The 23833-nt window shown below is 67.2% G+C and carries 16 protein-coding genes; 10 read left to right on the plus strand and 6 right to left on the minus strand.

Annotated elements, in window-relative coordinates; all coding sequences use genetic code 11:
• Positions 1-122: 122 nt before the first annotated feature.
• On the plus strand, positions 123-2819 hold the full coding sequence (locus tag JTE92_RS30035; protein WP_063240011.1) for a DNA topoisomerase III: 2697 nt from the start codon (positions 123-125) through the stop codon (positions 2817-2819).
• A 250-nt stretch (positions 2820-3069) separates the two neighbouring features.
• Here JTE92_RS30035 and JTE92_RS30040 read toward each other — a convergent pair whose 3' ends face one another.
• A complete protein-coding gene (locus JTE92_RS30040) occupies positions 3070-4011 on the minus strand; it encodes a LysR family transcriptional regulator (protein ID WP_063240010.1) in 942 nt (313 codons plus the stop codon).
• Positions 4012-4212: 201 nt separating this feature from the next.
• On the opposite strand from JTE92_RS30040, the gene JTE92_RS30045 reads away from it, so the two are divergent.
• Positions 4213-4464 (plus strand): hypothetical protein, encoded by a 252-nt coding sequence (locus JTE92_RS30045; protein ID WP_063240009.1) that lies wholly within the window; start codon positions 4213-4215, stop codon positions 4462-4464.
• Between the two features lie 222 nt (positions 4465-4686).
• On the opposite strand, the gene JTE92_RS30050 is transcribed toward JTE92_RS30045, so the two are convergent.
• The 3 genes from JTE92_RS30050 to JTE92_RS30060 form a co-directional block, all read right to left on the minus strand.
• Complete coding sequence (locus JTE92_RS30050) at positions 4687-5139, minus strand: hypothetical protein (RefSeq protein WP_063240008.1); 453 nt, start codon at positions 5137-5139, stop codon at positions 4687-4689.
• A 225-nt stretch (positions 5140-5364) separates the two neighbouring features.
• On the minus strand, positions 5365-5559 hold the full coding sequence (locus JTE92_RS30055; RefSeq protein ID WP_063240007.1) for a YbdD/YjiX family protein: 195 nt from the start codon (positions 5557-5559) through the stop codon (positions 5365-5367).
• A gap of 25 nt (positions 5560-5584) precedes the next feature.
• On the minus strand, positions 5585-7657 hold the full coding sequence (locus tag JTE92_RS30060; RefSeq protein WP_063240006.1) for a carbon starvation CstA family protein: 2073 nt from the start codon (positions 7655-7657) through the stop codon (positions 5585-5587).
• Positions 7658-8048: 391 nt separating this feature from the next.
• Here JTE92_RS30060 and JTE92_RS30065 point away from each other — a divergent pair, with 391 nt between their 5' ends.
• On the plus strand, positions 8049-9467 hold the full coding sequence (locus JTE92_RS30065; protein ID WP_063240005.1) for a cache domain-containing protein: 1419 nt from the start codon (positions 8049-8051) through the stop codon (positions 9465-9467).
• A complete protein-coding gene (locus JTE92_RS30070; RefSeq protein ID WP_063240004.1) occupies positions 9464-10138 on the plus strand; it encodes a response regulator in 675 nt (224 codons plus the stop codon). The genes JTE92_RS30065 and JTE92_RS30070 overlap by 4 nt, the downstream gene beginning before the upstream one ends.
• 244 nt (positions 10139-10382) lie before the next feature.
• Here the strand turns inward: JTE92_RS30070 and JTE92_RS30075 are convergent, their stop codons facing one another.
• Positions 10383-12239 (minus strand): phosphoenolpyruvate carboxykinase (GTP), encoded by a 1857-nt coding sequence (locus JTE92_RS30075; protein ID WP_063240003.1) that lies wholly within the window; start codon positions 12237-12239, stop codon positions 10383-10385.
• 521 nt (positions 12240-12760) lie between these two features.
• Here JTE92_RS30075 and JTE92_RS30080 point away from each other — a divergent pair.
• The 5 genes from JTE92_RS30080 (at position 12761) to JTE92_RS30100 (ending at position 20793) form a co-directional block, all read left to right on the plus strand.
• Positions 12761-13786 (plus strand): D-2-hydroxyacid dehydrogenase family protein, encoded by a 1026-nt coding sequence (locus JTE92_RS30080; RefSeq protein ID WP_063240002.1) that lies wholly within the window; start codon positions 12761-12763, stop codon positions 13784-13786.
• Positions 13787-14095: 309 nt separating this feature from the next.
• Positions 14096-15280, plus strand: a complete 1185-nt coding sequence (locus tag JTE92_RS30085; RefSeq protein ID WP_063240066.1) for an MFS transporter — start codon at positions 14096-14098, stop codon at positions 15278-15280.
• Between the two features lie 172 nt (positions 15281-15452).
• Positions 15453-16091: an MOSC domain-containing protein gene (locus tag JTE92_RS30090; RefSeq protein ID WP_063240001.1), complete on the plus strand. Its 639-nt coding sequence runs from the start codon at positions 15453-15455 to the stop codon at positions 16089-16091.
• Positions 16092-16353: 262 nt separating this feature from the next.
• The gene (locus JTE92_RS30095; RefSeq protein WP_063240000.1) at positions 16354-17592 is read left to right on the plus strand and encodes an efflux RND transporter periplasmic adaptor subunit; all 1239 of its coding nucleotides are present in this window, start codon (positions 16354-16356) and stop codon (positions 17590-17592) included.
• Positions 17593-17595: 3 nt separating this feature from the next.
• A complete protein-coding gene (locus JTE92_RS30100; RefSeq protein WP_063239999.1) occupies positions 17596-20793 on the plus strand; it encodes an efflux RND transporter permease subunit in 3198 nt (1065 codons plus the stop codon).
• Positions 20794-20815: 22 nt separating this feature from the next.
• Here the strand turns inward: JTE92_RS30100 and JTE92_RS30105 are convergent, their stop codons facing one another.
• Complete coding sequence (locus tag JTE92_RS30105) at positions 20816-21193, minus strand: helix-turn-helix domain-containing protein (protein WP_063239998.1); 378 nt, start codon at positions 21191-21193, stop codon at positions 20816-20818.
• 357 nt (positions 21194-21550) lie between these two features.
• Here JTE92_RS30105 and JTE92_RS30110 point away from each other — a divergent pair, with 357 nt between their 5' ends.
• The gene (locus JTE92_RS30110) at positions 21551-23830 is read left to right on the plus strand and encodes a TonB-dependent hemoglobin/transferrin/lactoferrin family receptor (RefSeq protein WP_063239997.1); all 2280 of its coding nucleotides are present in this window, start codon (positions 21551-21553) and stop codon (positions 23828-23830) included.
• The last annotated feature ends 3 nt before the right edge of the window (positions 23831-23833 follow it).

Here is a 23833-nt window from a genome sequence, read left to right on the forward strand (position 1 = left end):
TTGCTTGCACCGTCGTTGAAACCGCGCTTATTATTGGCGCCTCAAAGCCTCCCGGCGTTCTGATTACTACGTTTGCAGTGCAATAGCGGGTTGCCGGAAGCGGCTCGCAAGGACCCTTTCCCATGTCAAAAGCCCTCATCATCGCGGAAAAACCGTCGGTCGCGGCGGATATCGCCCGTGCCCTCGGGGGGTTTACCAAGCACGACGAGTATTTCGAGAGCGACGACTACGTGCTGTCCTCGGCAGTCGGCCACCTGGTCGAGATCGCCGCTCCGGACGAATACGAAGTCAAGCGCGGCAAATGGAGCTTTGCCAACCTGCCGGTGATCCCGCCGCATTTTGACCTGCGCCCGATCGCCAAGACCGAATCGCGCCTGAAGGTGCTGAACCGCCTGATCAAGCGCAAGGACGTGACCGGCCTGATCAACGCCTGCGACGCGGGGCGCGAGGGGGAACTGATCTTCCGCCTGATTGCGCAGCAGGCCAAGGCCAAGCAGCCGATCCGCCGCCTGTGGCTGCAGTCGATGACGCCGCAGGCCATCCGCGACGGCTTTGCCAGCCTGCGCGAGGACGAGGACATGCTGCCGCTGGCCGACGCCGCGCGCTGCCGCTCCGAGGCCGACTGGCTGGTCGGTATCAACGGCACGCGCGCCATGACCGCCTTCAACAGCAAGGGTGGCGGCTTCTTCCTGACCACCGTGGGCCGGGTGCAGACGCCGACGCTGTCGATCGTGGTCGAGCGCGAAGAGAAGATCAAGCACTTCGTCCCGCGCGACTACTGGGAAGTGCGCGCCGAGTTCATCGCCGCCGCGGGCCTGTACGAAGGCCGCTGGTTCGACCCCAAGTTCAAGAAGAGCGAGTTCGATCCCGAGGCGCGCGAGTCGCGCCTGTGGAGCGAGGCCGAGGCCAAGAGCATCGTTGCCGCCTGCCGCGACAAGCCGGGCACCGTCACCGAGGAATCCAAGCCGTCGACGCAGCAGTCGCCGGCACTGTTCGACCTGACCACGCTGCAGCGCGAGGCCAACTCGCGCTTCGGCTTTTCGGCCAAGAACACGCTGGGCCTGGCGCAGGCGCTGTATGAGAAGCACAAGGTCCTGACCTACCCGCGTACCGACGCGCGCGCGCTGCCGGAGGACTACCTGGACACGGTCAAGCAGACCATGGACATGCTGGCCGACAGCTCGCCCAACTACCTGCCGCACGCGAAGAAGATCCTGTCGCAGGGCTGGGTCAAGCCAAACAAGAAGATCTTCGACAACAGCAAGATCAGCGACCACTTCGCTATCATCCCGACGCTGCAGGCGCCCAAGAACCTGTCGGAGCCGGAGCAGAAGCTGTATGACCTGGTGGTGCGCCGCTTCCTGGCGGTGTTCTTCCCGGCGGCGGAGTTCCAGGTTACGACCCGCATCACCGAGGTTGCCGGCCACCACTTCAAGACCGAAGGCAAGGTGCTGGTCAATCCCGGCTGGCTGGTGATCTATGGCCGCGAGGCGCAAGGCGACAAGGACGCCGCCAACCTGGTGCCGGTGGCCAGGGACGAGAAGGTCAAGACGGACAAGGTCGAGAGCGTCGGCCTGACCACCAAGCCGCCCGCGCGCTACAACGAAGCCACGCTGCTGTCCGCCATGGAAGGCGCCGGCAAGCTGGTGGACGACGACGCGCTGCGCGAAGCCATGGCCGGCAAGGGCCTGGGCACGCCGGCCACGCGCGCCGCCATCATCGAAGGCCTGCTGACCGAGAAGTACCTGGTGCGAGAAGGCCGCGAGCTGATCCCGACCGCCAAGGCGTTCCAGCTGATGACGCTGCTGCGCGGCCTGGGCGTGCAGGAACTGACGCAGGCCGAGCTGACCGGCGAGTGGGAGCACAAGCTTTCGCAGATCGAGCGCGGGCGCCTGAAGCGCGACGAGTTCATGCTCGAGATCGCGCAGATGACGCAGCAGATCGTCAAGCGCGCCAAGGAATACGACAGCGACACCATCCCGGGCGACTACGCCACGCTGGACACGCCCTGCCCGCAGTGCGGCGGGCAGGTCAAGGAGAACTACCGCCGCTTTGCCTGCACGGCGTGCGAGTTCTCGATCAGCAAGATCCCGGGCGGGCGCCAGTTCGAGATCGAAGAGGTCGAGGAACTGCTGCTGAAGAAGGAAATCGGCCCGCTGCAGGGCTTCCGCAGCAAGATGGGCCGCCCGTTCGCCGCCATTCTCAAGCTGGGCAAGGACGACGAAGGCCATTTCAAGATGGAGTTCGACTTCGGCCAGAACGACGACGAGGGCGACGGCGAGCCGGTCGACTTCAGCGGCCAGGAGCCGGTCGGCACCTGCCCGAAGTGCGGCGGCGCGGTGTTCGAGCACGGCATGAAGTACGTCTGCGAGAACAGCGTGGCCAGCCCCAAGAGCTGCGACTTCACCACCGGCAAGATCATCCTGCAGCAGGAGATCAGCCGCGAGCAGATCGGCAAGCTGCTCCATGACGGCAAGACCGACCTGCTGACCGGCTTCAAGTCCTCGCGCACCGGCCGCAACTTCAAGGCCTTCCTGGTCAAGCAGCCGGACGGCAAGATCGGCTTCGAGTTCGAGGCGCGCGAGCCCAAGCCGGGCGCAAAGACCGCGGCCAAGACGGCTGCGCGGGGCGCCGCCAAGGCCGACGACGAGGCGGAAGCGGCGCCGGCGCCGGCCAAGAAGGCGGCGGCCAAAGCCCCGGCCACCAAGACGGCAGCAAAGAAGACTGCGACCGCCAAGACCACCGCCACCAAGACCGCGGCCAAAAAGGCGCCTGCCAAGAGCGCCGCGCGGAAGACCGCCGTAGAGGCCGGCGAGTAAGCCGGTCGAAAAGCTGGCGGGCACCGGCCGCCACGACAAAGGGGGCCCGCAATGGGTAATGCCGTTCAGTTAAGGCATCAAACACTACCGTCATTCCCGCGAAGGCGGGAATCCAGCGTCTTTTGAAGTCACTGGGTTCCCGCCTTCGCGGGAACGACGGTGGTTAACTGAACGGCATTAGCCCGCAATGGGTCCCTTTTCTTCCTGGTGCCTGGCGCTTGGCGCCCGGCCCTGCGAGCCCGGGAGGCCGCTACTGGCTTACGCTATGCGCGGCATGCCGCGGCTCGACGCCCTCCGCCTTGCCCTTGACCTGCCCTTCCTCGAGCAGGAAATCGATAAAGGCGCGTACCTTGGTCGGCAGGAACTTCCGGCTCGGGTAGACCACGCTGACGTCGCGCCGCGGCAACTGGTATTGCGGCAGCACGTGGACCAGCTTGCCGGATTCGATATTTGGCCGTGCGAGGTAGGAAGACAGCATGGCAACGCCCATATTGGCCAGCGCCGCCTGGTGCGCCAGCTCGGCGTTGCTGCACAGCAAGCCCGGGCGGATCGGCACCGTCACCTCGCCCTCCGGACCCAGCAGCGTCCACTCGTGCTCGGCGTTGGGCAGCCGCATGGCGATGCAGCGGTGGTGGCTGAGCTCATGCGCGTGACGCAGCGGTGCGTGCGCGGCCACATAACCGGGCGACGCGCACAGGATCACCTCCGCCGATATCAGCGGACGCGCCACCAGATGCGAGCCCAGGCCCAGGTCCGACAGCATCACGGCGACGTCGCGGCCTTCTTCGACGATGTCGACATTGCGGTCAGACAGCAGTACGTCGAACACCACATCCGGATAAAGCTGCTGGAAGCGCGACAGCAGTTCGGGCAGCAGGTGCAGGCCGAACATGACCGGCGTCACCAGCCGCAGCGTGCCAGACAGTGACTGGCTGCGCGCGGCGACCACGCTTTCGGCCTCTTCCACGTCTTCGAGGATCTGCTGGCAGCGCAGCAGGTAGGTTTCGCCGGCGTCGGTCAGCGACAGGCTGCGGGTGGTGCGGTTCAGCAGCCGGGTGCCCAGGTGGCTTTCCAGGTCGGCGACGTAGCGGGTGACCACGGCGTTGGACATTTCCAGCTGTTGCGCTGCACGCGCGAAGCTTCCCAGTTCCACCACCTTGGAAAACACACGCATCGATTGCAGGCGGTCCATGACATAGTCTCCCGTTTCTGCGCTGAATCCTTACGCGATCAGGCTATTTTATTGTTGAAATCAGAATTAATCATTGTGGATCCTGATATTTATTGATATCAGGGAAATGCCTAATATCTAGCCATCGGATACCGCAATGCAACAATTCCTTTTCGCCGAAGTGCCGGCTGCGGCATCCAAGCTATACAGAAGGCCTGAATCATGAAAAACCGCTCCGCCCTGATCGCTGTCGCCACTATCGCCGCCGCCCTGTCCGCCGCGCCGGCCTTTGCCAAGAACGGCAAGTTCGACGTGTTCACCGATGGCGCCAAGGTGGCCAAGTTCGACGTCTATGCGGACGGCGCCAAGGCTGGCAAATTCGACGTGCTCACCGATGGCGCCCGCGCCGGCAAGTTCGACGCCTTTGCCGACGGCGCCAGGTACGAGACCGGTACCGATCGCGCGCCGCTGTAAGCGGCCCTTTCTGCTTCTGCCTGGTCTCCAACCGGCTTTGGGAGAGCGTCAAATGGCCTCTCCCACTTTATTGGAGAAGAAGCCCGCAGCCCGGCATGTCCGGCTGCGGGCTTTTTTGTTGCGACGTGCGGCAGGTCGACTGCCGTACTGACATCGATGGTGCCAGACGGCGCAAATAAAAAAACGGGCCCTTGCGGCCCGTTCTTGCTTCGCTACGGAAGATCAGTCGTGGTGGTGATGGCGATGATGCTTGTGCTTCTTGCGCTTGTAGTGGCTCTTGTAATAACGACGGTCGTCGTCATACGAGTTGCTGCGCGAGACATTGCCGCCCAGCGCGGCACCGGCACCGCCGCCCAGGCCCGCGCCGATCAGGCCGCCGGTACGGCCGCCCATGGCGTTGCCCGCGGCGGTGCCCGCGCCACCGCCGAGCGCGCCGCCGATGATGGCGCCCGTGCGCTCGCGGCGGTTGGACGTCACGGCACCACCTGCGCCGCCACCGACCGCACCACCGATCACTGCGCCGGTGCTGCCGCCCAGTGCGCCGCCCACTGCGGCACCGGCGACGCCGCCTAGCGCGCCGCCGAGGGCGTTGTTCATGTCGCCCGCGAAGGCCGGCAGCGCGCTGGCCGCCAGGGCGAGGGCAATGGTCAGATTGCGAACGGGATGGCGAGTCATCTGTTTTGTCCTTTGAATTGCCATGATGTGTCGCAAGTGTAGGGAAGGAGCCCTGCCCTTGCTGTAACTACCTGTAAAGGCCTGTAACCCGCTACAGAAACGGCGTAACCGGGCAATAAAAGCGCGGTGAAAATACAACACTTAATAAAAAGACAGGCGACCATGTGATCGCCTGTCTGCTTTGTCTGCATCCGAGACGGTGCCCGGATGCCTTTTAATGCGCGCTTAGCAGCACTTGCCCTGCCCGCCGCCGTATCGCGCTTCCTGGCGCTCGCGGAAGAACTCCTCGTAGCTCATCGGCGCGCGGTCCGGGTGCACGCTTTCCATATGGGCCACATAGTTCTGGTAGTCGGGCAATCCGACCATCAGCCGCAGCGATTGCCCGAGATAACGTCCCATCGTACCCAGTTGTTCCAGCATGGCGGGCTCCTTGTCGAGGTCAGGGTCAGGACTGGGCCGAAGCCGCGCCCGGCAGCGGCTCGAACGGCGTTTCCTTGTCGGTCGGGCGGTTCACCGCGCGGGCCTGCAGCGCGGTCTTGAAGCCGTAGAACACGATCGACAGCACCACCACCATGAACAGCGCGCACAGGCCGGCGTCCAGGTAGTCATTGAAGACGATGCGGTGCATCTGCTCCATCGACTTGGCCGGGGCCAGCACCTTGCCTTCGGCAATGGCGGCGCTGAACTTGGCGGCGTGGGTCAGGAAGCTGACCTTGGGGTCGGCATGGAACAGCTTCTGCCAGCCGGCGGTCAGCGTGCAGATCAGCAGCCAGACGGTCGGCACCAGCGTGACCCAGGCGTACTGGCCGCGCTTCATCTTGACCAGCACGCAGGTGCCCAGCACCAGCGCCACGGCGGCCAGCATCTGGTTGGAGATGCCGAACAGCGGCCACAGCGTGTTGATGCCGCCCAGCGGATCGACCACGCCCTGGTACAGGAAGTAGCCCCAGGCCGCCACGGTCAGCGCGGTGGCGATGAGGTTGGCCGGCAGCGAATCGGTGCGCTTCATCGATGGCACGAAGCTGCCCAGCAGGTCCTGCAGCATGAAGCGGCCGGCGCGGGTGCCCGCGTCGACGGCGGTCAGGATGAACAGTGCCTCGAACAGGATGGCGAAGTGGTACCAGAACGCCATCATGGCCTGGCCGCCCACCACCTGGTGCAGGATGTGCGCGATGCCCACGGCCAGCGTCGGCGCGCCGCCGGCGCGCGAGATGATGGTGTTCTCGCCGACGTCCTTGGCGGTCTGCACCAGCACGTCGGGGGTGATCACGAAGCCCCAGGTCGAGACCGCCTGCGCCACCGCTTCCGGCGTGGTGCCGATCACGGCGGCCGGGCTGTTCATGGCGAAGTACACGCCCGGCTCGATCACCGCTGCGGCCACCAGCGCCATGATGGCGACGAAGGACTCGGCCAGCATCGCGCCGTAGCCGATGAAGCGCGCGTGGGTCTCGTTCTCCAGCAGCTTGGGCGTGGTGCCCGACGAGATCAGCGCATGGAAGCCCGACACCGCGCCGCAGGCGATGGTGATGAAGAGGAACGGGAACAGGTTGCCCGACCACACCGGGCCGCCGCCCTCGGCGAACTGCGTGAAGGCCGGCATCTTCAGGTCCGGCGCGACGATCACGATGCCCACCGCCAGCGCGATGATGGTGCCGATCTTCAGGAAGGTCGACAGGTAGTCGCGCGGGGCCAGCAGCAGCCACACCGGCAGCACGGCGGCGATGAAGCCGTAGATGATCAGCATCCAGGTCAGCGCCTTGCCGTCGTAGGTGAACAGCGGCGCCAGCGTCGCGCTTTCATGCACGTACTGGCCGCCGATGATCGCCAGCATCAGCAGCACGAAGCCGATCACCGACACTTCGCCGATGCGGCCCGGGCGGATGTAGCGGGTGTAGATGCCCATGAAGATGGCGATGGGAATGGTCACCGCCACGGTGAAGGTGCCCCACGGCGAGTCGGCCAGCGCCTTCACCACGATCAGCGCCAGCACCGCCAGGATGATGATCATGATCATGAAGCAGCCGAACAGCGCGATCATGCCCGGCACCGTGCCCATTTCGGACTTGACCAGGTCGCCCAGCGAGCGGCCGTCGCGGCGCGTGGAGATGAACAGCACCATGAAGTCCTGCACCGCGCCGGCGAACACCACGCCGGCCAGCAGCCACAGCATGCCCGGCATGTAGCCCATCTGCGCGGCCAGCACCGGGCCGACCAGCGGGCCGGCGCCGGCGATCGCGGCGAAGTGGTGGCCGAACAGCACCGCCTTGTTGGTCGGCACGTAGTCCAGGCCGTCGTTATGGCGCCAGGCCGGCGTCATGCGTTTCGGGTCGAGCTGCATCACCTTGTCGGCGATAAAGCGGCTGTAGTAGCGGTAGGCGATCAGGTAGATGCAGAGCGCGGCAACCACGATCCACAGCGCGCTGACGGCCTCGCCGCGCGCCAGCGCGACGGTGCCGAAGGCAAACGCGCCGAGCACGGCGACGGCCAGCCACACCAGGTGTTCTCCGATGCGATTCATAGTGAAGGTCTCCTCAGACCGGGATTTGGAAAGCCTGCGGCGGCGAAGGACTGGCAACTGGCAACGGGCTGGGTCGGCGGCGGGCGCGCCGGGGCGGGCAGCTGGGGCAATCCGGCGGTGAGGGTGTCTCCTGGGATCTGCTGCTGCTCGCCCGGTTCGTGTCGTTTCCGGATCTCGTCTTGCAGGCAGGCGGTGCACCATCCGGGTAGGCCGGTGCACCAGCTGCGTGGACGCGCGCCGCATGTTGGGGCGGCTTGCGTGTCCGGCGTGTAGTATTGACACCCGCCAAACCCCGCACAAGCGCGTAACTACGCAGCACTTCTGCGTAGTACTACGCAAATCGACGGTGGCATGCCGCCTGCGCGGCATCGGTGTTTACCCCCGGTCCTGTATGAAACTCCGCCAGAAGATCCTGTTGCTCGCGGTGGCGCCCCTTGCGGTGGCCATGCTGGGCATCGCCTTTGCCGTGCGCTACCAGGCCACGCAGCTCGCGCAGCATGAGCGCGCGCTGGTCGAAGCCGCCTACCTGCAGAGCAAGGAAATGGAGCTGCGCCACTACGTAGAACTGGCGCAAAGCGCGATCGCGCCCATGGTGCGCTCCGGGCGCGCCGACCTGGCTACCCGGCAGGCGGCGATGGAAGCCCTGGCGCGGCTGGACTACGGTCCCGATGGCTACTTCTTCCTGTACGACATGCAGGGCCGCAACCTGATGCACCCGCGCCAGCCCGAACTGGTCGGCAAGGACCTGTGGACCATGCGCGACGCCGAGGGCACGCTACCTATCCAGAAACTGATCTCCGCTGCCAAGGCGGGAGGCGGCGCGGTGCGCTACCAGTGGAAGAAACCCTCGTCGCAGCAACTCGCGCCCAAGCTTGGCTATGTCGTGGCGGTGCCGGAGTGGGGCTGGATGCTCGGTACCGGGATCTACCTGGATGACGTCGAGCGCACGCTGCGCCAGCTCGACGCGCGCGCCGAGACCGATATCCGCGAGACCATGGCCTGGATCGGCGTGATCGCCGCCATCAGCATCCTGCTGGTGGCCGCCAGCGGCCTGGCGCTGAACGTCAGCGAGCACCGCGAGGCCGACGCCAAGCTGCGCCAGCTGGCGCAGCGCGTGGTGCAGTCGCAGGAAGAGGAACGCGCGCGGCTGTCGCGCGAGCTGCACGACGGCATCAGCCAGCTGCTGGTGTCGGTCAAGCTGGTGCTGGAGACCGCCACCAACCGGCTGCGGCTGGCCCCGACCGAAGGCGCCGCGGTGGCGCCGGTGCTGGGCATGGCGCTGAACCGGCTCGACACCGTCTTCAATGAAGTGCGGCGCGTGGCGCGCAACCTGCGCCCGGCGCTGCTGGATGACCTGGGTCTTTTTGCCGCGCTCCAGCACCTGGCGCGCGAGATGCAAGGCGGCAGCCGGCTGGACATCGACGTGACCCAGCGCGGCACCCCGCGCGAGCTGCCCGACGAGCAGGCCACCGCCCTGTTCCGCATCGCGCAGGAAGCGCTGACCAACGTGGAGCGCCACGCCGGGGCCCGGCACGTGCGCGTGTCGCTGGCGTTCGACGCCGACGCCACGCGGCTCACGGTGCGCGACGACGGCGCCGGCTTCGACGTGCCGAGCATGCAGCGCGATCCCCGGCGCGGCATCGGCCTGCGCAACCTGGGCGAGCGCATCGCCGCGTTGTGCGGGCAGTTCGACATTGTTTCCGGCAGCGGCGGCACCGAGCTGGTGGCGTCGCTGCCCCTGGCCAAGCCTGCGCCAAAGCCCGCAGCCGTTTCGCATGATCCTGTTTCCGCCGGACCTTCGCAGTCATGACCCGTTCCCCTGAATCGACCCACGCCGGCGCACCGGCGCGCGTATTGCTGATCGACGACCACGCGCTGGTGCGCGACGGCATGCGCATGCACCTGGCGCTGCAGCCGGGGCTGCGCGTGGTCGGCGAGGCCGATGGCGGCGAGGCGGCGCTCGCGTGGCTGGACCGTGCCGGCGAGGCCGACCTGCCGGACCTGGTGATCACCGATATCGGCATGCGCGGCATGGGCGGCATTGCGCTGGCGGCCGCGCTCCATGACCGGTATCCGGAGCTGGCGGTATTGATCGTGTCGATGCACGACAACCTGGAGTATGTGCGCCAGGCCGTGCGGGCGGGGGCGCGGGGCTATGTGCTGAAGGATGCGCCGGCCGATGAGCTGATGGCGGCGATCCAGTCGGTGCTGGCGGGGCGGGTGTTCTACAGTGCCCGCATCGCACGCGGCATGGCCGAGCAGAGTCCGGGGCCGCTGGATGCGCTGACCCGGCGCGAGCGCGACATCCTGGGCTGCATCGGGCGCGGGATGGCCAACAAGGAGATTGCGGCGCAGCTGGGCGTATCGGTGCGCACGGTCGAGACGCACCGGCTCAACCTGAAACGCAAGCTGGGGATCGAGGGGCGCTCGGGGTTGGTGAAGTATGCGGTGGAGACGCTGGGGGATAGCGACGCCGGCTGACAGGCCCCCAGGACACCGAAAAGGAGAGCGGTTCCGGGTGCTCCCAGGCCGCCCGACCTCGCCCAGGCAAGGTGTTCTTCCTCTCCCCTCACGGGGAGAGGGCCGGGGTGAGGGGCGGTGTAGCTAGGCACCACATCAAGCAAGGCCTTCGGTTTTAACCCACGGGCGCCAGCCTTTGACCCGCCCGCCCTCACCCCCGGCCCCTCTCCCACTGCGTGGGAGAGGCGAGCAAACCGGCAGCGGCTTAGCCTTCCAGCCGCTTGCCCAGCGCCGCGCGCGTTTCCGCCAGCGCCTGCGGCAGGCGATGATTCAGCTGCGTGAACAGCGCATCATGCAGCGCCAGTTCCTCCCGCCAGGCATCGCGGTCGATCGAGGTCACCTGTTCGAACTGCGCCGGCGAGAATGCCACGCCGTCCCAGTTCAGGTCCTCATACCGCGGCGTGGTGCCGAACACGTGCTCGGCGCCCTGGCCCTTGCCTTCCACGCGGTCGATCATCCACGACAGCACGCGCATGTTGTCGCCGAAGCCCGGCCACACGAAGTTGCCGTCGGCGTCCTTGCGGAACCAGTTGACGCAGTAGATCTTCGGCAGCTTCGCGCCCGCGGCTTCGAGCTTCTGGCCCAGTGCCAGCCAGTGCCCGAAGTAGTCGCTCATGTTGTAGCCGCAGAACGGCAGCATGGCGAACGGGTCGCGGCGCACCACGCCTTGCTGGCCGGCGGCCGCGGCGGTGGTTTCCGAGCCCATGGTGGCGGCCATGTACACGCCTTCGGTCCAGTTGCGGGCCTCGGTCACCAGCGGCACGGTGGTCGAGCGGCGGCCGCCGAAGATGAACGCATCAATGGGTACGCCGGCCGGGTTGTCCCAGCTCTCGTCGATCGACGGGCACTGCGACGCCGGCGCGGTGAAGCGCGAGTTCGGGTGGGCGGCCTTGGCGCCGGTCTCCTTGGCGATTTCCGGGGTCCAGTCCTTGCCCTGCCAGTCGATCAGGTGCGCCGGCGCTTCTTTGGTCATGCCTTCCCACCACACGTCGCCGTCGTCGGTCAGCGCCACGTTGGTGAAGATGACGTTCTCCCTCAGCGTCGCCATCGCGTTGTAGTTGGTCTTCTCGCTGGTGCCCGGGGCCACGCCGAAGAAGCCGGCTTCCGGGTTGATCGCGTACAGGCGGCCATCCTGGCCCGGCTTGATCCAGGCGATGTCGTCGCCGATGGTGGTGACCTGCCAGCCCTCGAAGCCCTTGGGCGGGATCAGCATGGCGAAGTTGGTCTTGCCGCAGGCCGACGGGAACGCGGCGGCGACGTGGTACTTCTTGCCCTCGGGCGAGGTCACGCCCAGGATCAGCATGTGCTCGGCGAGCCAGCCTTCGTCGCGGCCCATGGTCGATGCAATGCGCAGTGCGAAGCACTTCTTGCCCAGCAGCGCGTTGCCGCCGTAGCCCGAGCCGAACGACCAGATCTCGCGCGTTTCCGGGAAATGGACGATGTACTTGGTCGGGTTGCACGGCCACGGCACGTCCTTCTCGCCGGCGGCCAGCGGCTTGCCCACGGTGTGCACGCACGGCACGAACTCGCCGTCGTGGCCCAGCACGTCGTACACGGCACGGCCCATGCGCGTCATGATGCGCATGTTGACCGCCACGTACGGCGAATCCGACAGTTCCACGCCGATATGGGCGATGGGCGAGCCCAGCGGGCCCATCGAGAACGGCACCACGTACAGCGTGCGGCCGCGCATGCAGCCGTCGAACAGGCCGTTCAGCGTCTGGCGCATCTCGGCCGGGGCGGTCCAGTTGTTGGTGGGGCCGGCGTCTTCCTGCCGTTCCGCGCAGATAAAGGTGCGGTCTTCAACGCGAGCCACGTCCGACGGGTCCGACAGGGCCAGGAAGGAGTTCTTGCGCCTGGCCGGGTTCAGCCGCTTCATCGTGCCGGCGGCGACCATCTGCTCGCACAGGCGGTCATATTCTTCCTGCGAACCGTCGCACCAGTAGATATTGTCGGGCTTGGTCAGCGCGGCGATTTCGGCGACCCAGGCGACCAGCTTGGGGTGCTTGACCCAGGCCGGGGCATTCACTGGCGCCATGCCTTGCATCGTGGGGTGGTTCATATTGCAACTCCAGGTTTGTAAAGGGAAGGAAGGGAAGGAAACCTTGCAAAGCCTGGCCGGCGGGGCGGTGTTTCCGCTGCTCGCGCGGTGGACGGAAGGGCGGCATCGCGGCATGGGGTCGTCATGTCCCGATCGTCACATCCCGTTACAACTCCGCGGCGGCCCGTGTTGTGCAAAAGGTCGCGGCGGTCCCTGCGGCTGCGCTACAGTTGCGCTTCGCCCGCGCAGGGGTAGCTGCGCGCGCCGGGCGGGCTTTGTCCGGCGGCGACCGCGTGTCGGGAGCAAGGCTCGACCGACAATCCGCGGCGGCACCGGAGCGGGCAAGGATACCACTGGCGCACCCCCCTGTTTTTTGCTGCGCAACAATTGACGCCGTTGTTGCGCAAGAGATGTTTCACCTCGCGGCGCGCCGGCATGCTGGCGCCGACGCCGGGTTATCCACAATACTGTTGGGCGGCGCGCGGCTCGGTTGCCGCGCGCACCAACCGGCACAAGCGCCGGAAGACAAACCAGAGTTGCCGATGAAGATTGCCGTACTCGACGATTACCAGGACGCCGTGCGCAAGCTGCCGTGCTTCAGCCTGCTGGAGGGACACGACGTCAAGGTGTTCAACAACACCGTCAAGGGCGTGGGCCAGCTGGCCGCGCGCCTGTCGGACGTGGAAGCCGTGGTGCTGATCCGCGAACGCACCCGTATCACCCGGCAACTGCTGGAAAAACTGCCCAAACTGAAGCTGATCAGCCAGACCGGCAAGGTCGGCGCCGGTCCCGGCAGCCATATCGACCTGGATGCCGCCACCGACCGCGGTGTGGCCGTGCTGGAAGGCGTCGGCTCGCCGGTGGCCCCGGCCGAGCTGGCCTGGGCGCTGATCATGGCGGCGCAGCGGCGCATTCCGCAGTACGTGGCCAGCCTCAAGCACGGCGCGTGGCAGCAATCGGGTCTGAAATCGACCACGATGCCGCCCAATTTCGGGCTGGGCCAGGTGTTGCGCGGCCAGACGCTGGGAATCTGGGGCTATGGCAAGATTGGCCGTCTGCTGGCCGGCTATGGCAAGGCCTTCGGCATGCGGGTGATGGTGTGGGGCCGCGAGGCCTCGCTGGAGGCGGCGCGCGCCGACGGGCTCGACGTGGCCACCTCCAAGGAGCAGTTCTTTGCCGACAGCGACGTCTTGTCGCTGCACCTGCGGCTGAACGACGACACCCGCGGCATCGTCAAGCTGACCGACCTGACGCGGATGAAGCCCACCGCGCTGTTCGTCAATACCAGCCGTGCCGAACTGCTGGAAGAGAACGCGCTGGTCACTGCGCTCAACCGTGGCCGCCCGGGCATGGCGGCGGTCGACGTGTTCGAATCCGAGCCGATCCTGCAGGGGCACGCGCTGCTGCGCATGGAAAACTGCATCTGCACGCCGCACCTGGGCTATGTCGAGCGCGACAGCTATGAGCTGTACTTCCGCACGGCGTTCCAGAACATCCTGGATGTGCTGGGCGGCAATCACGACTGCATCGTCAATCCCAAGGCGTTGACGCCGGCGCTGTCGCGCTGAGCGTTTCTGTTCTGCCGGTTGGCTTGCCAGTAACCGGCGGTTGTCGTCCCCGCGTAGGCGGGGACCCAGTGGCTTTTTGTCCCCCTTCGGGGGACTTCAAGGACGCTGGATTCCCGCCTGCGCGGGAATGACTGGGTAAGCGTGCCAGCAGGAAAGGGTATTGGCTGCGGCTAGCGCGATTGCCTCGTCAACGCGAATCCCCCAATCCCGCTACACTCGGGACTTCCCTAACCGCCGGCCGCAATGGTCCCTGGCGGCAGCCCCGACAACAACAAGCGCCCGCGCGCACCCCCTCTTCCCAAGGCCGGCATGGATCCCAGGCTCGTGACGCTCTGCGTCGGCAATTTCGTCATCGGCACCGGCGCGATGATCGTGACCGGCATGTTGAACGACATTGCCGGGGATTTCGGGCTGGGCGCGGCCAGTGCCGGGCAGCTGATTTCGGTATTCGCACTGGCCACGTGCGTCGGCGCGCCGCTGTTCGCCACGCTGGGATCGCGCATCGACCGCCGGCTGCTGCTGGCGGGATCGCTGCTGGTCTATGCGGTGATGCACCTGGCGGCCGCCTTTGCGCCCAGCTTCGCGGCGCTGATGGCCATCCGCTTCCTGACCGCGATCGGCGCCGCCATCTACACACCGCAGACCGCGGCGACGCTGCCGCTGCTGGTCAATGCGCAGACGCGCGGCCGTGCCATCAGCTTTGTCTTCCTGGGCTGGAGCGTCGCCAGCGTGGTGGGCGTGCCGCTGGGCACCTGGATCTCGACCACGCTGGGCTGGCGCGTCAGCATGGGCTTGGTGGGCGCTCTGGCGCTGCTGGTGTCGGCCGCGGTCTGGCGGTCGCTGCCGCGCGGGCTGTACGTGGAGCCGGTGGGGCGCGAGGCCTGGGCCGCGGTGCTGCGTCACAAGCCGGTCATGCTGGTGGTGCTGACCACCATGGTGTCGTCGGCCGGCATGTTCACCATGTTTACCTATGTCGCGCCGCTGATGCGCGATGTCTACGGCATCAGCGGCGGCGCGCTCAGCCTGATGTTCCTCGCCTATGGCGCCTGCGGCGTGTTCGGCAATGCGCTGGCCGCGTCGCGCATGGACCGCGTCACGCCCAGCCGGATCGTGCAGGTGGCCCTGCTGACCTCGGTCGCCGCCATGGTGCTGTGGCCGCTGGCTGGCCTGGGCGGCGTGGCGCTGGTGCTGCTGTTCATGCTGTGGGGGCTGGGCGGGTTTGCCACCAACAGCGCACAGCAGGCGCGGCTGGTGCTGCTGGCGCCGGAGCGGGCCTCGGCCTCGATCTCGCTGAACTCTTCGTCGATCTACCTCGGACAGGCGGCCGGCGCGATGGCCGGCGCCGCCATCTATACCCTGGCCGGGGTCGATTCGCTGCACTGGGGCGCCGCGGCGCTGATGCTGGCGGCGCTGGCGGTGTCGCAGCGCGCCCGCTCGCTGGGCTGCCAGTGGCAGCGCCCGCCGGCCCCGCAGCAGGCACCCAACGCCGGCTGAAGCCCCGCCCCGGGGCGCCATGTCCCCGGGCGCGCGCCTGCCGCGCGTCCCCCGCGGCGTCTTGTGAGGCACCGCACCAAGCACTTGTCCACAGCGTTATCCGCCCCGTTATCCTCAGGGATATCCGCAGCTTATCCACATCCCTTTCCACAACCATCGAGCGGGGGCGCATGTGAGCGATTCCGGACGCTGGCAAGGCAATGCACGCGTGCTGGCCGTGAGCCTTGGCAAGGCGATCCCGCTGGTCGTGGCCGGCGCCGGCACCGAGGCGGTAGTGCTGTCCGGCATCCGCAAGCATCCGGTCAGCACCCTGCTGCACCCGCTTTCGGTGCAGGTGCGTCCGCTGGGCCTGGCCGGCGACGAGCAGGCCGACCTGACCGTCCACGGCGGCCGCGACAAGGCGGTCTACGCCTATCCGTCCGAGCATTACCCCTGGTGGAATGCGCGCCGGCGCGCCTGCGGGCAGCCCGAATCGGGCCAGCCGCTGCCGTTCGGCGCGCTGGGCGAGAACCTGAGCATGGAAGGCCTGCTGGAATCCGACCTGTGGATCGGCGACCTGGTGCGTGCCGGGACGGCACTGCTGCGGGTGGAGGCGCCGCGCCGGCCCTGCTACAAGTTCAATGCCGCGCTCGGCTACCGCCACGCGGTGCGCGACATGGTGCAGAGCGGGTATTCGGGCGTCTACCTGAGCGTGCTGGTGACCGGCCAGGTCCGCGCCGGCGACGCCATCATTGTGCAGCCGGGGCCACGCGAGCTGTCGGTCGACAGCGTCAACCAGTGGCGTCGTGACAGCCGGCGGCAGCTTTTCTGATAATGTTTGTCTAACGATACAAGCGCCCCGCCAAATTCACATCCGGCTTCTTCCGTGGCCCGGAGCGCGTGTGCCAGCGCCTGCCGTCACGAAACCCTTACACCCCTGTAATGGACTGTAATACGCGACGCTGGCTCCGGCGGGCGAAGCGCGGTACTAGTAGAGTCTTTGCGCAACACGCGCCGGCGACATTCGATCACAACAGGCCGGCGCGGATCACGGGGAGTGGCGCAAGACGCGGTGCAGAGGGTCCACAGAGAACATGAAAACTGACAGGATCGACCAGCCCAGGGGCTTCGTCGACAGTAACTGGAGTGCGGCCGCCGGGACCGGGCGCGGCCGGGTATCGCCGTGGGTACTGGTCACAACCGTGCTGGTGCTGGCCGGGTTCGGCTGGTTTGCCTGGCGCACGTGGCTCGCGCCCAAGCCGGCGCCCAAGCCGCCCGCCGCGGTAGTGGTGACCACCGCGCTGGTGCAGCAGGGCGACGTGCCGCTGCAGGTCACGGCCAACGGCAATGTCACGGCGCTATCCACGGTCGAGATGCGGCCGCAGGTGTCCAGCACGGTGCGCACGGTCCATATCAAGGAAGGCCAGACGGTCAAGCCGGGCGACCTGCTGTTCTCGCTCGACACGCGCATGGACGAGGCCAACCTGGCCAAGGCCCGGGCGCAGTTGCTGAAGGACCAGGCCGACCTGGCCGACGCCCGCCGCACGCTGGCGCGCAGCAAGGAACTGCTCGAGCGCAACTTCATTTCCAGGAGCGCGGTCGATACCGCGCAGGCCCGGGTCGATGGCTTCGAAGCCACGGTGCGCGCCGACCAGGCCGCCATCGAGGCCAGCCGCGTCGCGATCAGCTATGGCTCGATCCGCGCCACCATCAGCGGCCGCACCGGCGTGATCAATGCCTTCCCGGGCTCGCTGGTGCTGCCCAGCGGCGCCGTGCCGATGGTCACCATCGCGCAGGTGCAGCCGATCGCCGTGACCTTCAGCCTGCCCGAGCGCCAGCTGGCGGCGCTGCGCGAGGCGCTGCAGGCCGGCCCGGTGCAGGTCACCGCCCAGCCCAACGACGGCAGCAAGACCCCGGTGACCGGCAGGATCACCTTCGTGGATAACACGGTCGACCCGCAATACGGCACCATCCGCGTCAAGGCCCAGTTCGACAACGACGAGCAGCGGCTGTGGCCGGGCACCTACGCCAACGTCAGCGCGGTGGTGCAGACGCTCAGGGGGGCGTTGTCGGTGCCGCCGCAGGCGGTGGTGACCGGCCCCGAAGGCCGTTTCGTCTATGTGGTGCAGCCCGACAGCAAGGTCGCGCGCATGCCGGTGCAGGTGGTCTCCACCACCGCCGCCGCGGCCGTGGTGGAAGGCGTGCAGCCGGGCGCCCGCGTGGTCGTGGAAGGCACGCAGAACCTGCGCCCGGGCGCGCTGGTGCGCGAGGCGCCGGCCGGCGCCGCCTCCGCTCGGCCAGCCAGTCCCGCCAACGCCGCCGCGGGACACTGAGCCATGACGCTGTCCGAACTCTGCATCCGCCGTCCGGTGATGACGGTGCTGCTGTGCCTGGCCGTGATCGTCACCGGCATCGTGCTGTACCCGACCATCCCGATCGCCGCGCTGCCCAGCTTCAACTCGCCGGTGATCCAGGTCACCGCGACGCTGCCGGGCGCGAGCCCGGAAACCATGGCGGCATCGGTGGCGACGCAGCTGGAAAAGCAGTTCGCGACCATCCCCGGCGTGTCGGTGATCAGTTCGTCGAACACGCTCGGCAACTCCAGCATCACCATCGAATTCAACAACGACCGCGACATCGACGACGCGGCCGTGGACGTGCAGGCGGCGCTGTTCCGCGCCCAGCGTTCGCTGCCGATCGAGATGACGACGCCGCCGTCGTACCGCAAGGTCAACCCGGCCGATGCGCCGGTGCTGCTGCTGGCGATCAACTCGCCGGCGATGAGCCTGGCCGACCTGAACGCCTTCGGCGACAACCTGATCTCGCCCACGCTGGCCACGCTGCCGGGCGTGGCGCAGGTGCAGGTATTCGGGCAGAAGCGCTTTGCCGTGCGTGTGCGCGCGCACCCCGACGCGCTGGCCGCGCGCGGCCTGACGCTGGACGAACTGGCCACGGCGCTGAACCGCGCCAACGCCAACACGCCGGTGGGCACGCTCGACAGCGCGCGCCAGACCCTGACCATCCAGGCCAACCGGCAGATGACCAATGCGGATGCCTTCCGCAACATCATCGTCGCCAGCCAGCCCAACGGCGCGCTGGTGCGGCTGTCCGACGTGGCCGAGGTCGAGGACAGCGTCGAGACCATCAAGACCGGCAGCTGGCTCAACAACGAGCGCTCGATCGTGCTGGCCGTGCTGCGCCAGCCCGATGCCAACACCGTGGCGGTGGTCGATGCGATCAAGAGCGCCCTGCCCCGCCTGGTCGAGCAGATGCCCGGCTCGGTCAACGTGGCGGTGGTCAACGACCGCTCGCGCTCGATCCGCGAATCGATCCACGACGTGCAGTTCACGCTGGCGCTGACGGTGGCGCTGGTGGTGATGGTGATCTTCCTGTTCCTGCGCCGCGCCGCCGCCACGCTGATCCCGACGGTGTCGCTGCCGATCTCGCTGATCGGCACGGTGGCGCTGATGAAGGCGTTCGGCTACAGCCTGGACAACGTCTCGCTGCTGGCCATAACGCTGGCCGTGGGCCTGGTGGTCGACGATGCCATCGTGATGCTCGAGAACATCGTGCGCCATATCGAGGAAGGCGTGCCGCCGCTGAAGGCCGCGCTGGTGGGCTCGCGCGAGATGGGCTTCACCATCATGTCGATCTCGATCTCGCTGGTGGCGGTGTTCATCCCGGTCTTCTTCATGCCGGGCGTGATCGGGCTGCTGTTCCACGAGTTCGCCGCGGTGGTGTCGCTGGCGATCCTGGTGTCGGCAGCGGTGTCGCTGACGCTGATCCCGATGCTGTGCGCGCGCTTCCTGTCGGCCGAGAACGTGCCGGTGGATGAATCGCACCACGCCTATGGCGACCACGCGGTGGCGCAGCCTGCCGTGCCGCAGAAGCAGACCCTGGGCATGCGCTCCACGCAGTGGTTCGAGAACCTGTTCGAGTTCACGCTGCACCGCTATGCGCGTGGGCTGGACTGGTGCCTGGCGCACCGGCGCACCGTGCTGGCGGCCGCGGGTCTGACCTTCGTGCTGACCGCGGTGCTGTTCGTCACGATCCCCAAGGGCTTCTTCCCCGAGGAAGACATCGGCCAGATCCGCGTCAACGCCGAAGGCCCGCAGGATATTTCCTTCGATGCCATGTCCGAGCGGCTACGCGATGCGGCCGAGCGCATGCGCGCCAACCCCGCGGTCAAGAGCATCGTGGTGGCCATCGGCGGCGGGTCGTCGCCGGCCATCAACACCGGCCGCATGTTCGTCGAGCTCAAGCCGCGCGGCGAGCGCGACGCCATGCCCAGGGTGATCGAGTCCCTGCGCCGCGACGTGGCCGGCGTGCCAGGCCTGGCGGTGTATTTCGCGCCGGTGCAGAACCTGCAGCTCGGCGGGCGCCAGAGCAAGAGCCGCTACCAGTACACGCTGCAGAGCGCGAAGGCGGGCCAGCTGCAGGACCACTCCGACAAGCTGATGGCGAAGATGCGCGCCGACAGCCTGTTCCGCGACGTCACCAGCGACTCGCAGCAGTCGGGCCTGGAAGCGCACCTGTCGATCGACCGCGACAAGGCCAACGCGCTTGGCGTGCAGATGCAGGACGTGCGCACCGCGCTGTATTCGGCGTTCGGCGAGCGGCAGGTGTCGACCATCTACACCCCGATCGACAACTACTACGTGATCCTGCAGGCGGCCGACATCGACCGCGTCGACGAGACCGCGTTCGCCAAGCTCTACGTGCGCAGCAAGACCGGCCAGATGGTGCCGATTTCCGCCTTCGCCACCACCGAGCGCCGCGTCGGCCCGATCGCCGTCAATCACCAGGGGCAGCTGCCTTCGGTGACGGTGTCGTTCAACCTGGCGCCGGGCGCAGCGCTGGGCGACGCGTCGGCGCGCATCGACCGCTACAAGCAGGAGATCGCGATGCCGACCTCCATCTTCACCAGCTGGGGCGGCGACGCGGCGGTGTTCCAGTCATCGCAGGCCACGCAGATCGTGCTGCTGGTGGCCGCCATCGCGGTGATCTACACGCTGCTGGGCGTGCTGTACGAAAGCTACATCCACCCGCTGACCATCCTGGCGGGCCTGCCCTCGGCGGCGGTCGGCGCGTTGCTGACGCTCTTTATCTTCAATGTCGAGCTGTCGCTGATCGCGGTCATCGGCGTGCTGATGCTGATCGGCATCGTCAAGAAGAACGCGATCATGATGATCGACTTCGCGCTGGCGGCGCAGCGCGAGCAGGGCATGAGGCCGGCAAAGGCAATCCGGCAGGCATGCCTGCTGCGCTTCCGTCCGATCATGATGACCACCTTCGCCGCGGTGATGGGCGCGCTGCCGCTGGCGCTGGGCCTCGGCGCCGGGGCCGAGCTGCGCCAGCCGCTGGGCCTGGCGGTGGTCGGCGGGCTGCTGTTCTCGCAGGTGATCACGCTGTTCATCACGCCGGTGATCTACCTGGCGCTGGACAGGTTCTCGGGCACGGGGCCGCTGCAGATCGACTCGCAAGGCAACAAGTTGCCGGAGAAGGTGCCTGGGGAGACGGTGTCGCAGCACTGAGGGCGATGGCTGGATAGGCCAGCTATTCGTCCGATTCCCCAAGGATGTCCCAAGGTACGTCCAGTGCTTGCGCCAGCCTGCGCAGCGCATCGGGGCTGCCGGCGCGCGAGCGGTTTTCGATCTGGCTGAGATACGGCTTGCTCAGCCCCGCAGCCCGGGCAAGCGCGTCCTGCGTCAGCCGGCGATAGTTGCGCCACGCCTTGACCGGATGGTCACCGGCCAGTTCGGCATCGAGCACGGCGGCCGGCACGCGGAAGCCATCGTCCTTGGCCTTTGCGGCGTCAAACAGGGCGACGTCGCCGGCGTCTTCAATCAGGTGCTTGACGCGCTCCCACACTTCGATGGGAAGCACCGCAAATTCACGGCGGCCGTCACGTTCAATGAACTGGATTTCGGTCATTTGTAAGCGCCTCCACGGGGGCTGACGGCCAGTACGAGAATCGATTCGCGGCGGGGCCATTGACCTTGGCGATGATTGTTATGGCAAGGTTTCTGGGCATGGCGCTAACCGTTAGCAAACAAAGTTAGCACGGCATGGCGGAGTTGTTCAAGCCGACGAACATTGCATACATGTGGCACACACGCCACGCCCTTGATTTAAGTCATTTACCTATCTGCCTTAAATGATAATAATTCTCGTTAACTAAAACGGCGTCACCCGCGGCCATGCGCCGGCCGGGCAGCGCCTCTACGCGAGCCAGCCACCCTGTCACGGTTTTCCGCCAGCCAAGCGTCCGATTTCTTCTGGGGAGAATCCATGAAACGTCGCTGCCTGGCGCACCTGCGCGCCGCCGTCCGGGTCACGCCGATTGCCGCCGTCTGCGCGGCGCTGGGGTCGCCGGCCTTCGCCGCCGAGGGCGATCGCCAGACCGCCACGCTTGCCTCGCTCAATGAAGTGGTGGTCACCGCCACCCGCACCGAGGAGCGGGCCGATGCGGTGGCCTCTACCATCACCACGCGTGAAGCGCGCCAGATCGAGCGCGCGCAGCCGGTCGACGAGACCGGCCTGTTCGCCGACGAGCCCGATATCGACGTGCCGCGCGACCGCCGCCGCTTTGGCGCGGGCAGCATCAATATCCGCGGCATCGAGGACAACCGCGTGCTGCAGATGGTCGACGGCGTGCGCCTGCCGGACTTCTTCAATGGCGGCGGGCCGTCGAACATCTCCAGCTCGACGCGCGATGCGCCGGAGTTTTCGTTCCTGAAGCGCGTGGAAGTGCTGCGCGGGCCGGCGTCGAGCCTGTATGGCTCGGATGCGATCGGCGGCGTGGTGGCCTATGCGACCAAGGATCCGGCCGACCTGACGCAAGGCCGCAAGGCCGGCGGCGAGGCCGGGCTGAACTGGAACGGCATCGACAATGGCTTCGGCCAGACCGCAGGCGTGGCCGGCGGCGGCGACACCCTCCAGGGCCTCTTCATGTATGCGAACCGCAACGCGCATGAAATGAAGAACATGGGCACCGATGACTCCAACTCGGTCAACCGCACCAGGCCCAATCCGCAGGACGTGCGCACGCAGGCATGGCTGGGCAAGCTCCTGCTCAACGCCACGCCCGGGCACAAGTTCAAGTTCACGTACGAGCACCGCGACGGCAATACCGACACCGACCTGCTGCGGTTATCCACAGCCCTGCCGCGCGTCACCGCCGCCAGCGGCAATGAAGACCTGAGCCGCGACCGCGTCAGCCTGGACTACGCGTGGCAGCCCGCCAGCCGCGTGCTGGATCGCCTGGCCGCGCAGGTTTACTACCAGGAGTCGGAGACCTCCACGCTGACCAACCAGGTGCGCAGCAACACCAGCACCGGCTGCTCGGCCACCACGCGCGGCACCAGCCTGTGCAATGTCGCGCTGGGCTTTGCCTTCAGGCAGGAGCAGACCGGCTTCAACTTGCAGGGCGACAAGTCCTTCGCCACCGGCAGCGTCGGGCACCGGCTGATCGGCGGCATGGATTTCATGCGTACGCGCACGTCCGAATCGCGCGACGCCACCGTGGTCAACCTGACCACCGGCACCACCACCAGGTCGCTCGCCGGCGAGAACTTCCCGGTGCATGACTTCCCCACCGGCGAGACGCGCCAGACCGGCGTGTTCGCGCAGGACGAGATGCGCTTCTTCGATGGCCGCTTCACGCTGACGCCGGGGCTGCGCTTCGACCACTACTCGCTGTCGCCGGATGGCGACGACCTGGTCTACACCAGTGCGGGCGGCCGCCCGGCGGTCAGCAAGAGCGATTCGCATGTGTCGCCGAAGCTGTCGGCGCTGTGGCAGGCGACCGACCACGTCAACCTGTGGGCGCAATACGTGTTCGGCTACCGCGCGCCCAATTACCAGGAAGTCAATGGCAGCTTCCGCAACCCGGTGCAGGGCTATGGCGCCGCGCCCAATGCCGACCTGAACCCGGAGAAGAGCCGCTCGTTCGAGGTGGGCGCGCGTTATACCAGCGACAAGGTGCAGACCAGCGTGGCGCTGTTCGACAACCGCTACCGCGACTTCATCGAACAGGTGCAGCTGACCTGCCCGTCCGACCCCGCGTGCCTGCCCGGCCTGCGCGCGACCTACCAGTACCGCAACCAGACCAGCGTGCGCATCTACGGCGCCGAGTGGCGCGGCGTGTGGCGCTTCCTGCCGCAATGGCGCATCGACGGCGCGGTCGCGTACGCGCACGGCACCAATGAGCAGACCGACCAGCCGCTCAACAGCGTATCGCCGCTGCGCGCGAGCGCGGGGCTGACCTGGGAGCGCGTGCCGGGCCAGGGCGCCGCGATCCGCTGGCGCGGCGCGCGCCCGGTCACGCGTACCGACGACACGTCGTTCACCTACTTCAAGCCCGCCGGCTACGGCGTGGTCGACCTGCAGGCGTGGTGGCGCTTCAACCGCTATGTCAGCCTGGCGCTGTCGGTGAACAACCTGTTCGACAAGAAGTACTGGCTGTGGGGCGACGTGCGCCAGACCGGCGTCTCGGCCACCGAGCCCGGGGTGGACTTCTACACGCAGCCGGGCCGCACCTTCGCCGCCAGCCTGAAGCTGTCGTTCTGAGCC

Origin of the sequence: Cupriavidus oxalaticus, from assembly GCF_016894385.1 — a bacterium.
Classification (GTDB): Bacteria; Pseudomonadota; Gammaproteobacteria; order Burkholderiales; family Burkholderiaceae; genus Cupriavidus; species Cupriavidus oxalaticus.

Bases quoted from the DNA above. Each gene is read 5' to 3' on its own strand.
- JTE92_RS30070 (WP_063240004.1), top strand. From the start codon at position 9,464: ATGACCCGTTCCCCTGAATCGACCCACGCCGGCGCACCGGCGCGCGTA.
- JTE92_RS30045 (WP_063240009.1), top strand. From the start codon at position 4,213: ATGAAAAACCGCTCCGCCCTGATCGCTGTCGCCACTATCGCCGCCGCC.
- JTE92_RS30110 (WP_063239997.1), top strand. From the start codon at position 21,551: ATGAAACGTCGCTGCCTGGCGCACCTGCGCGCCGCCGTCCGGGTCACG.
- JTE92_RS30040 (WP_063240010.1), bottom strand. From the start codon at position 4,011: ATGGACCGCCTGCAATCGATGCGTGTGTTTTCCAAGGTGGTGGAACTG.
- JTE92_RS30100 (WP_063239999.1), top strand. From the start codon at position 17,596: ATGACGCTGTCCGAACTCTGCATCCGCCGTCCGGTGATGACGGTGCTG.
- JTE92_RS30055 (WP_063240007.1), bottom strand. From the start codon at position 5,559: ATGCTGGAACAACTGGGTACGATGGGACGTTATCTCGGGCAATCGCTG.
- JTE92_RS30050 (WP_063240008.1), bottom strand. From the start codon at position 5,139: ATGACTCGCCATCCCGTTCGCAATCTGACCATTGCCCTCGCCCTGGCG.
- JTE92_RS30105 (WP_063239998.1), bottom strand. From the start codon at position 21,193: ATGACCGAAATCCAGTTCATTGAACGTGACGGCCGCCGTGAATTTGCG.
- JTE92_RS30095 (WP_063240000.1), top strand. From the start codon at position 16,354: ATGAAAACTGACAGGATCGACCAGCCCAGGGGCTTCGTCGACAGTAAC.
- JTE92_RS30065 (WP_063240005.1), top strand. From the start codon at position 8,049: ATGAAACTCCGCCAGAAGATCCTGTTGCTCGCGGTGGCGCCCCTTGCG.
- JTE92_RS30080 (WP_063240002.1), top strand. From the start codon at position 12,761: ATGAAGATTGCCGTACTCGACGATTACCAGGACGCCGTGCGCAAGCTG.
- JTE92_RS30060 (WP_063240006.1), bottom strand. From the start codon at position 7,657: ATGAATCGCATCGGAGAACACCTGGTGTGGCTGGCCGTCGCCGTGCTC.
- JTE92_RS30075 (WP_063240003.1), bottom strand. From the start codon at position 12,239: ATGAACCACCCCACGATGCAAGGCATGGCGCCAGTGAATGCCCCGGCC.
- JTE92_RS30085 (WP_063240066.1), top strand. From the start codon at position 14,096: ATGGATCCCAGGCTCGTGACGCTCTGCGTCGGCAATTTCGTCATCGGC.
- JTE92_RS30035 (WP_063240011.1), top strand. From the start codon at position 123: ATGTCAAAAGCCCTCATCATCGCGGAAAAACCGTCGGTCGCGGCGGAT.